General features: G+C 65.9%; 13 protein-coding genes. 3 read left to right on the top strand and 10 right to left on the bottom strand.

Annotated elements, in window-relative coordinates; translation table 11 throughout:
• The first annotated feature begins 1 nt into the window (after window position 1).
• From tatB to N8I74_RS18085, 3 genes are read left to right on the top strand one after another with little or no spacing between them, the layout of a single operon-like run.
• Window positions 2-412, top strand: coding sequence for a Sec-independent protein translocase protein TatB (tatB, locus tag N8I74_RS18095; protein ID WP_263124601.1), 411 nt, complete (start codon window positions 2-4; stop codon window positions 410-412).
• Entirely contained in the window at window positions 412-1149 is a 738-nt protein-coding gene (gene tatC, locus N8I74_RS18090; RefSeq protein WP_263124600.1) for a twin-arginine translocase subunit TatC, read from the top strand. The genes tatB and tatC overlap by 1 nt, the downstream gene beginning before the upstream one ends.
• 51 nt (window positions 1150-1200) lie before the next feature.
• Entirely contained in the window at window positions 1201-2952 is a 1752-nt protein-coding gene (locus N8I74_RS18085) for a PglL family O-oligosaccharyltransferase (RefSeq protein ID WP_263124599.1), read from the top strand.
• On the opposite strand, the gene N8I74_RS18080 is transcribed toward N8I74_RS18085, so the two are convergent.
• The 10 genes from N8I74_RS18080 to N8I74_RS18030 all read right to left on the bottom strand — a co-directional run bounded on the left by N8I74_RS18080 (window position 2915) and on the right by N8I74_RS18030 (window position 13445).
• Window positions 2915-3673: a TlyA family RNA methyltransferase gene (locus N8I74_RS18080; protein WP_263124598.1), complete on the bottom strand. Its 759-nt coding sequence runs from the start codon at window positions 3671-3673 to the stop codon at window positions 2915-2917. The two genes, N8I74_RS18085 and N8I74_RS18080, sit on opposite strands and share 38 nt — an antisense overlap.
• A 182-nt stretch (window positions 3674-3855) precedes the next feature.
• A complete protein-coding gene (locus tag N8I74_RS18075) occupies window positions 3856-4587 on the bottom strand; it encodes a pseudouridine synthase (protein ID WP_263124597.1) in 732 nt (243 codons plus the stop codon).
• Window positions 4588-4668: 81 nt separating this feature from the next.
• On the bottom strand, window positions 4669-5721 hold the full coding sequence (gene mobA / locus N8I74_RS19385; protein WP_308445866.1) for a molybdenum cofactor guanylyltransferase MobA: 1053 nt from the start codon (window positions 5719-5721) through the stop codon (window positions 4669-4671).
• Window positions 5722-6007: 286 nt separating this feature from the next.
• Window positions 6008-6673 (bottom strand): GTP cyclohydrolase II, encoded by a 666-nt coding sequence (ribA, locus tag N8I74_RS18060; protein ID WP_263124596.1) that lies wholly within the window; start codon window positions 6671-6673, stop codon window positions 6008-6010.
• A gap of 131 nt (window positions 6674-6804) precedes the next feature.
• Entirely contained in the window at window positions 6805-7530 is a 726-nt protein-coding gene (locus N8I74_RS18055; protein WP_263124595.1) for a peptidylprolyl isomerase, read from the bottom strand.
• A 146-nt stretch (window positions 7531-7676) separates the two neighbouring features.
• Window positions 7677-8939, bottom strand: coding sequence for an ABC transporter substrate-binding protein (locus N8I74_RS18050; RefSeq protein WP_263124594.1), 1263 nt, complete (start codon window positions 8937-8939; stop codon window positions 7677-7679).
• A gap of 247 nt (window positions 8940-9186) precedes the next feature.
• Window positions 9187-10281, bottom strand: coding sequence for an ABC transporter ATP-binding protein (locus tag N8I74_RS18045; protein WP_263124593.1), 1095 nt, complete (start codon window positions 10279-10281; stop codon window positions 9187-9189).
• A 64-nt stretch (window positions 10282-10345) separates the two neighbouring features.
• Entirely contained in the window at window positions 10346-11173 is an 828-nt protein-coding gene (locus N8I74_RS18040; RefSeq protein ID WP_263124591.1) for a carbohydrate ABC transporter permease, read from the bottom strand.
• A gap of 10 nt (window positions 11174-11183) precedes the next feature.
• Window positions 11184-12062 (bottom strand): carbohydrate ABC transporter permease, encoded by an 879-nt coding sequence (locus tag N8I74_RS18035; RefSeq protein WP_263124589.1) that lies wholly within the window; start codon window positions 12060-12062, stop codon window positions 11184-11186.
• 123 nt (window positions 12063-12185) lie between these two features.
• Window positions 12186-13445: an extracellular solute-binding protein gene (locus N8I74_RS18030; RefSeq protein ID WP_263124588.1), complete on the bottom strand. Its 1260-nt coding sequence runs from the start codon at window positions 13443-13445 to the stop codon at window positions 12186-12188.
• Window positions 13446-13856: the final 411 nt, after the last annotated feature.

Raw genomic sequence — 13856 nt, 5'->3', positions numbered from 1 at the left:
CGTGTTCGACATCGGTTTTGGCGAGCTGTTGGTCATCGGCGCCGTGGCGTTGGTGGTATTGGGCCCCGAGCGCCTGCCCAAGGTGGCGCGCACCGTGGGTGCGCTGGTCGGCCGCGCGCAGCGGTTTGCCGCCAGCGTCAAGGCCGATCTGGACCGCGACCTGGCCAAAGGCGAGCTGGCCGCGTTGGAGGCCGAACTGCGGCAGGAGGGCGAGGCGCTGCGCCGGGAGCTGCACGCCCCGCTGATCGAGGCGCAACAGGCGTTGACGATCGCGCCCGAGCCACCGCCGGCAGCGGTCATGCCATCCGCTGCAGCGGCCGAGGTGCCACCGCCGGCCCCGCCGTACGATGAGCGCCAGCTCGATCTCTTCGATGCGCCGGTGGTCGACGCCGTGCAACGGGACCGCCGCTGATGTCCGCCGATTTCAATCCGCTGTTCGTGCATCTCCTGGAGTTGCGCACCCGGCTGGTGCGCGTTGCGCTGGTGTTCCTGCTCGCATTCATGGGGTGCTTCTATTTCTCGGGCACGCTCTACGACGTGCTGGTGGCGCCATTGGCGGCGGTGCTGCCCGGCCAGAAACTGGTCTCGATCGGCATCGCCTCGCCGTTCCTGCTGCAGATGAAGATCGCGGGCATGGCCGCCTTCGTGCTGACCCTGCCGCATACGCTCTACCAGACCTGGGCGTTCGTCGCCCCCGGTCTTTACGCGCACGAGAAGCGGCTGGTGCTGCCGCTGGTGCTCTCCAGCACGCTGTTGTTCCTTGCCGGCATGGCCTTTGCCTATTTCCTGGTCTTCGACAAGGTGTTCCGCTTTGTCGCCGGCGTCGTGCCGGCCTCGATGCAGTGGCTGCCCGACTCGGGCGAATACCTCGATTTCGTGCTGGGCATGTTCCTGGCGTTCGGCTTCACCTTCGAAGTGCCGGTGGCGGTGGTGCTGCTGGTGCACCTGGGCATGGTGTCGGTGGCACAGCTGCGTCAATGGCGTCCCTACGTGATCGTCGGCGCCTTCGTGGTCGCCGCGGTGGTGACGCCGCCGGACGTGATATCGCAGTTCATGCTGGCGATGCCGCTGTGGCTGCTGTTCGAACTGGGCTGCCTCATCGCCAACTGGGTGGTGCGGCCGGTCGGCAGCAAGCAGTTACAGCCGTGAGGCGGGCTGCGCGTTAAACTGCGCGCTTTGCCGTCCGCGATGCGACCGACCATGCCGTTGCGTGTCTTCCAACTGCTGTTGCTGCTGTTGTTCTCCCTGCCGTTCGCGGTGCCGTTCCTGTACGCACCCAATCCGGTGTTCCCGTCCGAACTGACCGCCTTTGGCCTGTGCGCGCTGCTGGTGCTTGCCGCGCTGACGCTGCCGCGCGGTCCGCGCGCGCCATTGCCATGGATGATCTGGCCGTGGCTGGGACTGGCGGCGCTGATCGCGCTGCAGGGACTGCTGCTGCCCACCCCCTATCTGGCGTTGCGCCTGATCCCGATACTGTATCTGGTCGCCGGTGCGCTGACAGTGCTGGCGCTGGCCCGCGCGCGTGATGCCTATGGCTGGGCTCCGCTGCTTGAGGCGCTGGTCTGGGGATTGTTGGTTGGCGCGCTGGCCAATTCGCTGCTGGCGGTGCCGCAGGTGCTGGGCAAGCTGCAATCTGGGCGCGGACAGGTGTTCGGCAACATCGGGCAGGCCAATATGTACGGGCATTACTTGGCCTGGGGGCTGGCCGCGCTGGCCTGGCTTTGTGCCAGGCGTGGCATCCCGCGTGCCCTGTTCTGGTGTGCGGGGCCCTGGCTTGCGATCTCGCTGGCCTGGTGCGGCTCGCGTTCGGTGTTGATGTATGCGTCGGCCTGGTTGTGTCTGGGGGTGCTGATGCTATGGCGCCAGCGCGAGCCGCAGGTGGCCCGCTTCGGGCGCTGGCTGCTGCTGGCCGCCGTGGCCGTGCTGGCGGCGCAGGTGCTGACCCCGTTGATCAACGACCTGCTGGCGCTGGTGCTCGGCCAGCCGCACGCGGTGCCCAGCGCGCTGGAGCGGTTGAGCGCCAACGGTGCGCGACGGCTGGTGGAATGGCAGAAAGCCTGGATCACCTTCACGCTGCATCCCTGGTTCGGGGCCGGCTGGAGCAACTATCCGGCCTACAGCGTGGCGCTGCACGGCACCCCGGCATTTGCCGGTGCGATGGAAAGCAAGCTGTTCACCCACAGCCACAATTCGCTGATGAACCTGCTGGCCGAGACCGGCGTGCTCGGTACGGCCATCGTGCTTGGCGGCCTTGGCTGGGCCGCGGCCGGCCTGCGGCGGCGACGGCACGACAGCGGGGCATGGCTGGGCGCGGCGTTGGTGGCGGTGACGTTGCTGCACAGCATGGTCGAGTACCCGCTGTGGTACTTCCATTTTCTGGCGCCGTTCATCCTGCTGGTCTTCGTGGCGCACGACGATGCCCCACGCCGGCAGGTGCCGGACATGGCCGCGCGCGGGCTGGCGGTGATCGGTGGCGCATTGTTGCTGGCGTTGACCATGGTCGGGCTGCAGACCTACCGGCAACTGCATCCGATGATGCAGCCGGCGCAGACGGCCAGCGAGAACCTGGACCGGTTGAACCGGCTGGAAGTGTTGCGACGGCACCCGCTGGCGGATTTCTACGCCGGCTTTGCGCTTTCCAACTACGTGGTGGTCAACCAGAACGACATCGCCTGGAAGCTGGGCGTGCTCGATCCGCTGGTGCAGGTGCGGCCCTATCCGGCCCAATTGGGCAAGGCGGCGGTGCTGCATGCGCTGCGCGGCGAGCATGAACCGGCGCGGCGGTTGATCCGCCAAGCCGCGTATGCCTATCCGGCCAATCTGGATTGGTTTGCCGAAATGCCGCAGCCGTATGCCGAGCGCCATCCGGCGGTGCGCTCGCTGCTGGCCGAGGTCGAGGCGGCCGAGGGGTTCTTCAGGCAGGTGCAGGCTGCCCGCGCCGCGCATAGATGAAGAATTCGCGGTTGCCGTCGCCGCCGGTGATGGGGCTGGCAAAGTAGTCGAGTACCGTAAACCCGGCTGCGGCCGCCGCCGTGCAGATGCGTGCCTGAACCGCCGGATAGTGCGCCGTATCGCGCACGATGCCGCCCTTGCCCAATGCAGCCGGCCCGACCTCGAACTGCGGCTTGACCAGGAACAGCAGTGTGCCGCCGGCGGGCAGCAGTGCCGCCAGTGCCGGCAGCAGCAGCGTCAGCGAAATGAACGACACATCGCCGACGGCGGCATCCGGCGGTCCGTCCAGGTGCGGTGCCAGCAGTGCAGGCGTGGCGTGACGCGCGTTGACGCCCTCCAGCGTTGCGACGCGTGTATCGCCCGCCAGTCGAGGATGGAGCTGTCCGTGCCCCACCTCCAGCCCGAGCACACGCTGCGCGCCGGCCTGCAGCAGGCAGTCGGTGAAGCCGCCGGTGGATTGCCCGATATCCAGCACCTGCCAGCCGCGCAGGTCGAGCCTGCAATGCGCCAGCGCCCCCGCGAGCTTGAGTCCGCCACGCGAGACGAAGCGGTCGGCTTCGTGCGGTGCGATGACGATCTGTGCGCCGTGATCGAGTGGCTGACTCGGTTTGGCGACGGTTTTGCCGTCGGCAGTGACCCGGCCGGCCGCGATCATGGATTGTGCCGCGGTGCGTGAAGGGGCCAGTCCCAGCGCGACCAGCAGCAGGTCGGCGCGCGGCATCAGTGGTGCGCTGCGCTGCAGCCGCCGGGCACCATGGCGATGCCCCAGGCCTGCATCGGTTGCCGGTCGGGGCAGGCGAGGGCTGTGGTGGCGGGCGGGGGACCCAGCTGCGGCGCATGCTGCGTGGGCGGGGGGCCGGCAGCCCGGGAGGATGCAGGGGGCGACAGGTGCATGGTCGGTCCTCAGAAACGCTCGTCGGCACCCAGATAGCGCCACTTGCCCTGCGGCAGGTCGCCCAATGCGATCCGGCCGATCCGGATCCGCTTGAGCCCGGTGACACGCAAGCCCACCAGTTCGCACATCCGGCGGATCTGACGCTTCTTGCCTTCCTGCAGCACAAAGCGCAGCTGGTCGGCGTTCTGCCATTGCACCTTGGCCGGCTTGAGGGGCTGGCCATCGAGCGAGAGACCGTGATTGAGCAGCGCAAGGCCTTCCGGCCCGAGCCGGCCGCTGACGCGCACCAGGTATTCCTTCTCGACGCCGGACTCCTCTCCGATCAGTGCCTTGGCCACCCGGCCATCCTGGGTCAGCACCAGCAGCCCCACCGAATCGATGTCCAGCCGGCCGGCCGGCGCCAGGTTGCCCAGGTGTTCGCGCGCGAAGCGGATGCCGCTCGCGTCGCCTGCCCAGTGGTTCTCCGGACGGATCAGTACCACCGCCGGCTGGTAGCCTTGCTCGGCCTGGCCCGAGACATAGCCGACCGGCTTGTTGAGCAGGACGGTGACACGCTGGGACTGGGCCCGTTGCGCCTGCCGGCGCAGTTCGATCTTCTGCTCCGGCAAGACCTTGCTGCCCAGCACATCGACGACCACGCCATCGACGGTGACCCAGCCGCGTGCAATGTATTCATCGGCCTCGCGGCGCGAGCACAGCCCGAGTTCGGCCATGCGTTTGGAAAGTCGGACGGGTTCCATGCGGTTCCGGCACACGGTGAAACCGCCATTCTAGCGGGGTCGGCGCCGCGACGGCAGCCGCAGGTGCGCGTTGCCCCGGGGTCAGCCGGTTTCGATGCAGCGCTGTTCCAGCAGCCTGATCCCGTTGAGCTGCATGTCGCGGTCCAGCTGCTTGCACAGGTCGTACAGCGTCAGCAGCGCGCCGTTGACGGCGTTGAGCGCCTCCATCGCCACCCCGGTGCGGCCCACGGTTTCCACGCTCGCTTCACAGCGCACACGGTGTGCGATCGGATCGAGCTCGAACTCCACCGCCACATGCGTGAGCGGAACCGGGTGGGACAGCGGAATCAGGTCGGCGGTCTTCTTGGCCGCCATGATGGCAGCGATGCGCGCAATCCCGAGCACATCGCCGCGGCTGTGGCTGCCGTTGCCGATCAGTGCCAGCGTATCGGGCCGCATCTGCAGATGCCCCTCGGCGCGGGCCAAGCGCCGTGTCTCAGGATGCGCACCCACGTTCATCATGCGTGCCGGCTCGTTCCTGGCGACAGTGGCGAGCGGCAACTGCTGGTCCAGTTCCTGTTCACAGGCGGCGAACTGCTCCGGGGTGTTGAGATTGGCGAAGGCGGTGTCGTTGAATTCCACATAGGCCGGCGTCAGCGCTGCCATCCAGTCGTCGATCGGGCGCGGGCTGTTGCAGCCCACCTGTTCCATCAGCGTCAACAGCACGCAGCGGCGCAGCAGACACAGGGTAGGGTGGACCCGGCCGTTCTCGCTCTGCGCCACTGCGGCCGGGGTCTTGGCCTCGCTCAGGCCGCGGTACAGCCGTTCCGCGAAATCGTGCGGCAGGAACGGCACGTCACATGGCATCACCAGCAGGAATTCGGCCGGCGAGGCGAGCAGCGCCGTATGGATGCCGGCCAGCGGCCCGGGATAGCCGTCGTAGATGTCATGCAGCACCGGGTGACCGAAGCGTGCGTAGTCGGGCAGATGGCGGTTGGCCGAGATGAGGATATGGTTCAGCGGCAGGCTCTGTCGCTGCAGCGCGTCGAGCGCCCAGGCCACCAGCGGTCGGCCGGAGAGCGGGATCAAGCCTTTGTCCTGCCCTCCCATCCGCAGTCCACGGCCGCCCGCCAGGATCAATGCATCGATCTTCAATTGGCTTCCCCCGGCACAGCATCATGCAGTGGGGTGGGATATCCGGTAAGCCTGATTGCAAAGAACGCCGACATATGCCGTCACCTGATTTTCATATATCGCAATGATATAGCGATTATTGGTGTAAGCAGTCAAGTGGACAGTGCGGTGGTCGGAAACTGCAACAGCACGTTCGGATAACGTCGGCCACCGGGCGACTCCGTTGCAGGATCCATCCAGGTGGCGTGGAATGATGGCGCGGTCGGCGCCGATGACGCAGGTATCGGGGCAGTGGCAGGAGGGCGGCTCAGCGTTGCAGCAGCAAGAGGTGCCCGAGCTTTTGCTGCTTGGCCGCCAGATAGCGATGGTTTTCGGCGTTGGCCGGGATTTCATGGGCTTCGCGCTGCTGCACCGCCAGACCCGCACTCTCAAGCGCGGTGACCTTGGCCGGGTTGTTGCTCATCAGTCGCACCGAGCGGATGCCAAGGTCGCAGAGGATGGCCGCCGCCGCATCGTAGCTGCGGGCATCGACCGGCAGGCCCAGTGCCTCGTTGGCCTGTACGGTATCGAGGCCATGGTCTTGCAACGCATACGCGCGGATCTTGTGCGTCAATCCGATGCCGCGCCCTTCCTGGCCGCGCAGGTACAGCAGCACGCCCTGGCCACGCGCCTGGATGCGCTGCAGCGCGAGGTCCAACTGCTCCCCGCAGTCGCAGCGCAGCGAACCGAACACATCGCCAGTCAGGCATTCCGAATGCAGACGGACGAGCACGCCTTCTTGTCCGGCAACGTCGCCGACAACCAGCGCCACATGTTCCACCGCATCCAGCCGCGAGCGGTAGACATGGGAGACGAACTCGCCATGGCGCGTCGGCAGCCGTGCCGTCGCCACCTTGTCCACTAGGGCCGGGTCGACCGGCGCGGACAATGCGGCAAAACGTTCGGCGGATTCGGTATGTGGGGCAACCGGCATGATGGTGCTTCTTTTTAGAACAAATGAAATATATAGATGGTGTCGATGGCGGCCGGTTCAAGCATGCCCGACGGGGTGTCGGTCTTCCGGAAAGCCAGGCGCCCCGGCCGGGCGCCTGCGCCGTGTGCCGCTCAGTGCTGCAGCGTATAGCCTTCGATGTTGGCGGTGCCGACCAGGCGGCCCAGGTAGTCGTTCATCGCGTTGCGGCCGGCCAGTTCGGTCAGGAACGCGGACAGGCGCTCATGCGCCTCGTCGTAGCTGACCTGCTCCCCCGGGTGGCGTTTGCCGGCCTTGATGATGTGGTAGCCGAACTGGGTCTGCACCAGTTCCGGGCTGATCTGGCCTTCGTCGAGCGCGAACGCGGCCGCTTCGAATTCGGGCACCATCTGGCCGCGGCCGAAACGGCCCAGCTCGCCGCCTTGCTTGCCCGAAGGGCAGGCCGATTGTTCGCGGGCGACGGCGGCGAAGGTGTAGGGTTCGGCCTTGACCTGGGCCAGCACACCCTCGGCGCGCGCCCGGGTCAGGCCCGCGCTGGTGGCGTCTTCGACCGCGAACAGGATGTGCGCCGCCTCGATCTGCTCGCCGCGCATGAAGCTTTGCGGGTTCTCGTCGTAGAACGCGCGGCATTGCGCTTCGGTCGGCTCGCTGATCTTGACGTTGGCATCGAGCAGCTCGGCGATCGCAGCCTCGCTGTCGGTGCTCTGGATGCCTTGTTTGCGTGCTTCCTGGACCAGCAGTTCGCGCAGAATCAGTTCCTGGATCACCGCGTCGCGTGCGTTGGGGTGATGCTCGACTTCCTGCAGCATCGCGTTGATCTTGGCTTCGCTGATCTCGACGCCGTTGACGGTGATGGCCATGCCAGGCTCCTTGTCCGTGGAAAATGAAAAGGCCGCTATCACAGCGGCCCGATGGGGATTCTACGCGCTTGCGCAGTACAGCACGACCGTGGCCGGCCAAACGTGCCTGGCAACGCCAGGATGCACCGGCCCGGTCACGGCCGCCATCAGCGGTTGAGCTTGCTGTTCCAGAACGCGGCAGCGGTATCAAGCGCGGCCTGGGCGCTCTTGCGCCCGGTCACCGCGGATTCCACTTCCTCCCGCAACTTGCGGTAGAGCGGCTCGGTATCGTCCGCGCCCAGCAGCGTCAGCGTGCGGACGTTGACGAGGTTCTTCGCACCGATCGCGCGCGCCTTCTCCACGGCGCCCGCGTTGGCCGGCAACTGCTGGAAGTAGGGGTCGAGCGCGGCGCGGCGCACCGAGGGGTAGGTGCCGCCGGTGGCCTTGGAGAAGGCGATCTGGTTGGCATCGTTGGTCAGGAATTTCGCGAATTTGCCCACTTCGGGCAGGATCTTGGGGTCCACCCCCTTGGGTACGACGAAGTTGAACAGCCAGCCGCCCTTGACCACACCGGTCGGCCCTTGCGGCGCCGGCAGGACTTCGGTACGGGCGTAGACCGCCTTGGCTTCGTCGCGTACGCGGGTGAGCCCGGTGGGCGCGGTTTCCAGCATGGCCAGCTTGCCGGCGTTGTAGGCGGTGATCGCGGTCTGGAAGTTGTCCTCGCTGAACACCGTGGCCTTGTCCTGCGGCAGCGCGCCCGCCTTATAGGCGGCGGCGTATTTTTCCAGCAGTGCCACATGGCGTGGCGAGTTGAACACCGCGCGGTGACCTTCCACCAGCGGCAGGCCTTCGGCCATGAAGATGCGTACCGGCAGGCCCAGTTCAGGGGCGAGGCCGGCGATCCCGGTCTTTTGCTTGATCAGCTGCGCGGCGGCGAGCTGTTCGTCCAGCGTGCGGATCGGCTTGGTAGGATCGAGCCCGGCCTTGCGGAACAGGTCGGCGTTGACGGCCAGTACGCTCACGCCGTTGTACCAGGGAAAGGCATAGGTGCGGCCGCCCCAGGTGACGTCGGCCAGTGCGCCGGGCATGTAGTTGGCACGGTCGGTGCCCAGCAGGTTGTCAATCGGCAGGATGGCGCGGCGCTGCGCGAGGTCGTACGCCCATTCCACGTTCATGTTCGCAAGCGCCGGCGGCTGCACCGAGGCGATGGCGCCGAGCAGCCGGGCACGCAGCTTGTCCCACGGATGATCCACCCAGACCACGTCCACGTTCGGGTTGGCACGCTCGTAGTCCTTCTCGATCTTCTGGAAGTAGCCGTCGAACTTGGGTTTGAGGCTCATGGTCCAGAATTCGATGCGAATCTTTTCAGCGTGTGCGGCGTTGCTGATGGACAGGGCGCAGGCGATCAGCACCGTGAGGGCCGGTTTCATGAACACTCCTTGAAAGTGCGACTGAGCGGATGGCGACGGGCCGACATGGCCCCGCCGTGCTTCAGGCGACCGGGTCGAGGTCTGAGACGGCTGGCCCTTACGCGAATGAAGCGCGCGCGATTGTGCCATGTCTGACAGGATTGCGCTAGCTTTCGATTTCCTAAGTTGATGATTCTTAAGAAATTAGTAAATCGCGTCTGCTGCTGTGGCAAGCGGCGGGATGATGCTGTGCGCATCACCCCGGGTTTTACCGATCCACCCGGGCAAGCGCGTGCCCGCTTTCGTCAAAGAGATGGCACGCTTCGGGTGCGAAGGCCAGATGGACCATGCCGCCCAGTGTGATGCCGCTGGGCAGCTTGACGGTGACGAAATCGCGCAGCCCCTCGATCTCCACATAGCCCAGCATCACATCGCCCAGGTGCTCCACCAGGTCGACCCGGGCGGCGATCGCGCCGGGCTGGTCCGCCGGGACCAGCATGATCTGCTCGGGGCGCACGCCCAGGGTCAGCGTGGTGCCGGGTGCCTGCGCCGGCGAGCAGCGGCGGGTGGCGATGGCGGCGCCGGCAAGGCCCACGATCGCGCCGTGTTCGCTGTCGCCAAGCAGCGTGCAGGGCAGCAGATTCATCTTGGGCGAGCCGAGAAAGCCCGCGACGAACAGATTCCTGGGCTCGTGGTAAAGCGTCAGCGGGGAGCCGATCTGCTCGATGCGGCCCGCGTTGAATACGGCGATGCGATCGCCCAGCGTCATCGCTTCGACCTGGTCGTGGGTCACATAGATCATGGTGGTGCCCAGCTCGTGATGCAGCTTGGCCAATTCGACGCGCATCTGCAGCCGCAGCGCCGCATCCAGGTTGGAGAGCGGTTCATCGAACAGGAATACCTTGGGTTCGCGCACGATGGCGCGGCCGATCGCCACGCGCTGGCGTTGCCCACCCGACAGGGCTTTGGGCTTGCGTTCGAGCAGGTGGGTGATCTGCAGGATCTGGGCGGCACGCTCGACCTTGGCCGCGATTTCGGCCTTGGGCGTACCGGCAAGCTTGAGCGCGAAGCCCATGTTCTCGGCCACGGTCATGTGCGGATAGAGCGCATAGCTCTGGAACACCATCGCGATGCCACGCTTGGAGGCATGCACATTGTTGGCCACCAGCTCGCCGATGCGCAGTTGCCCGGCGGTGATCGGCTCCAGGCCCGCGATCATGCGCAACAGTGTCGATTTGCCGCAGCCCGAGGGGCCGACGAATACCATGAACTCGCCGTCGGCGATGTCCAGGTCAAGCTCCGGAATGATGTACTGGTCCCGGGTGTAGGCCTTCTTGATGCCGCTCAGGTGGACCGCAGCCATGGTCGATTGCTCCTCTTGAATCTCTTGGATCGGGTGTGGGATGGGGATGTGCCGGGGCCGCGGGCTACTTCACCGCGCCGTCTAGCCCGCGCATGAAGTAGCGTTGCGCCATCAGGAACAGCAGCAGCACCGGCAGGATGGTCAGCACGGTGCCGGCGGCCACCACGCGGGTCTTGGCGGCGAAGGTGCCCGAGAGGTACAGCACGCCGACCGCCAACGGGTATTCGTCCGGGTTCTGCAGCACCACGGCCGGCCAGATATAGGTGTTCCAGGTGGCCACCAGCGTGAAGATGCCCAGCGCCGCCAGCGCCGGCATTGCCAGTGGCAATGCCACGCGGAGGAACAGTTGCCATTCGGTCGCGCCGTCGATGCGCGCCGCATCGAGCACCTCGGCCGGGATCTCCTCGAACGCCTGCTTCAGCAGGAAGATGCCGAACGCGTTGGCCAGCAGCGGCAGCACCACCCCGGTATGCGTGTTGGTGAGCTTCAGCTGTGTCACCGTGATGAAGTTGACAATGAAGTTGAGCTCGGAGGGCAGGATCAGCGTGGCGAGCACCGCCGCGAAGACCCACTTGCTGCCGCGAAAGCGCATGATCGCGAGCGCGTAGCCCGCCAACGCCGAGATCAGCAGCGTGCCGGCCACGGTCCAGCCACTGATCCAGACCGAATTCCAGAAGAAGCGGTCGAGCGGGATGGCGCGCCGCGCTTCCTGCATATGGGCGAAGGTGGGGTTTTCCGGCCACAGCTGCGGCGGAAAGGCATAGATGTTGCCCGAGTCGCCCAGTGAGGTGGCCAGTGTCCACAGAAAGGGAAAGGTGGTGAACAGGGCCACGACGGCGAGCAGGCCGTAACGCGGCGCCAGGCTCAGAAGAAGGCGTTTGACGAAGTGCATGGCAGGGCTCTCAACGATGGTCGGGGCGGAAGAAGCGGAAGTTCACCCAGGCGAGCACGAAGCCGATCAGCGAGACCACCAGGCTGGCGGCCAATGCGCGGCTGAAGTCGAACGCGCGGAACCCCATGTCGTAGGCGTAGAAGGCCAGCGTGTAGGTACTGCCGATCGGGCCGCCGCCGGTCATCACCACCACTTCCTCGAACGCCTTCATCGCCGCCAGTGTCGAGAGCAGTGTGCACAGCAGCAGGGTGGGCTTGAGCATGGGCACGGTGATGCGCCAGAAGCGCTGCCAGCGGTTGGCCCCATCCAGGATCGCCGCCTCCTCCACTTCCTGCGGCACCGCCTGCAGTCCGGCGATATACAGCACCATGTAGTAGCCCAGCCCGCGCCAGAAGGTGACGAACATGACCGAGAACAGCGCGATGCGCTCATCCGAGAGCCAGCCCACCGGCGCGTCGACCAGCCTGAGCCACAGCAGCACCTGGTTGAGCATGCCGTCCTCGTTGTACATCCAGCCCCACATGATCCCCACCACCGAGACCGAGGTGACCACCGGCACGAAGAACGCGGTGCGAAAGAGCTTCATTGCCGGCAACTGGGCATTGACCAGCACCGCCAGCGCCAGCGCGGCGATCTGGATCACCGGCACCACCAGCAGGTACAGCAGCGTGTTCTTGATGCTGCCGATGAACACCGGGTCCTCGAACAGCGTGCGGAAATTGTCCAGCCCCACCCATTCGGACTGGGCCAGGTTGAAGATGTCCACCCGGGTGAAGGCCAGCACCGCCCCCAGCCCGACCGGCCAGAACGAGAACAGGAACAGGATGATGAGCGCGGGGGCCAGGAACAGGTAGGCGCTCAGATCCTGGCGCAGCGATTTTTTTGACATGGCGGTCTCATGGCGGCGCGATCAGGCGGCCGCTTCGATGGGATGACGGCACAGGCCTTCGGCAGGTGTGCCCGCCGAAGGCCTGCCGCTCGCCGGCATGCCAGGGCATGCCGGGGGCGGGAATTACTTCTTCTTCAGCTGGGCGTTCCAGAACGCGACTGCGGCATCCATCGCCGCCTTGGGATCCTTGCGCCCGGTGACCGCGGCTTCGGTCTCCTCACGCAGCCGGCGCAGCAGCGGTGCCGGATCGTCGATGCCCAGGATCGCCAGCGTGCGCACGTTGGCGAGGTTCTTCGCGCCAATGGCCCGGGCGAGTTCGACCGCGCCGGCGTTGGCCGGCACTTCCTGGAAGAACGGATCGAGCGCCGCCTTGCGGGTGGACGGATAGGTGCCGCCGGTTGCCCGGGAGAATTCCAGCTGGTTCGCATCGTTGGTCAGGAACTTGGCGAACTTGCCCACGTGCGGCAGCAGTTTCGGGTCCACGCCGCGCGGTACTACGAAATCCATCAGCCAGCCGCCCTTGACCACGCCGGTGGCGCCGGGCGGAACCGGGTGGGCGATCGAAACGGCGTAGATCTCCTTGGCATCGTCGCGCACCCGGGTCACCGCCGGCGGCGTGGTTTCCAGGATGCCGAGGCGGCCACCGTTGTAGGCGGCGATCGAGACCTGGAAGTTATCTTCGGCGAACAGATTGTCCTTCAGCAGCGCGCCGGCCTTGTAGGCGTCGGCGAATTCACGCAGCAGCGCCACATGCTTGGGCGAATTGAACACGGCCTTGTTGCCTTCCAGCACCGGCAGGCCCTCGCCCATGAACACGCTTTCCACCCGGCCCAGCCGGGGCGCGAGTCCGGCCATACCGGCCTTCTGCTTGATCTGCTTGGCGACCTTGAGCTGTTCGGAGAGGTTCTTGATCGGCTTGTTCGGATCGAGCCCGGCCTTCTTGAATATCTCGGCGTTGACGATCATCACGTCGGCCGAGTTGTACCAGGGGAAGGCATAGCTCTTGCCTTTCCAGGTCACGTCGGCCAGCGCGCCCGGCATATACATCGCGCGATCCTTGCCCAGCAGGTTGTCGATGGGTTGGATGGCGCCGGACACCATGTAGTCATAGGCCCACTCCACATTCATGTTCGCAAGCGCCGGCGGTTGTCCGGCCGCCACCGCGGCGGTGAACTTGGAACGGATCACGTCCCACGGCAGGTCGGTCCACACGATGTCCACATCGGGGTTCTGCGCTTCGTATTGCTTGACCAGATTCTGGAAGTAGTTCTCGAACCGCGGCTTCATGCTCATGGTCCAGAACTCGACCTTGACTTTCTCGGCGTGGGCCGCGCCGCTGGCGAACAGGCCCCCGACCAGCATGGCGATAAGGGTTTGCTTCATCATCGTTATCCTCTCTTCCCGTAAATTCGGCCCACCTGCGGTGTGGCGCGCAATCAAATCTACGGGGCGGGCTTACCGCTTCGGAACCGCTAACCACGCATGCCGGGCATGCGCCATCCGCATGCCCGGGACCGGAATAAAAAAGCCCCGCGGTGAGCGGGGCCAAGGAGACAGATGAAGCTTCGCAATCGTGCAAAGCGGTTTCATTAGAGCGCAGCCGGCAGGCGGGACACAGGGGGCGTCCACGCATTGCGGCGATGCGCCGCACGCATGATGCAGCGTAGTATCGCATTGCGAAACTACGCAATCCCGCGTCTTCTCAGGCGCTGCCATGCACGGTGCAGTCGTCGGAAAGGCCGGGTGGGAATTGATTGAAATTGTGTTTCGGTGTCAATGGGCGTGGCAGGGTGC

The organism is Chitiniphilus purpureus, from assembly GCF_025642115.1.
Classification (GTDB): domain Bacteria; phylum Pseudomonadota; class Gammaproteobacteria; order Burkholderiales; family Chitinibacteraceae; genus Chitiniphilus; species Chitiniphilus purpureus.
This window is presented reverse-complemented; position numbering and strand designations above follow the sequence as displayed.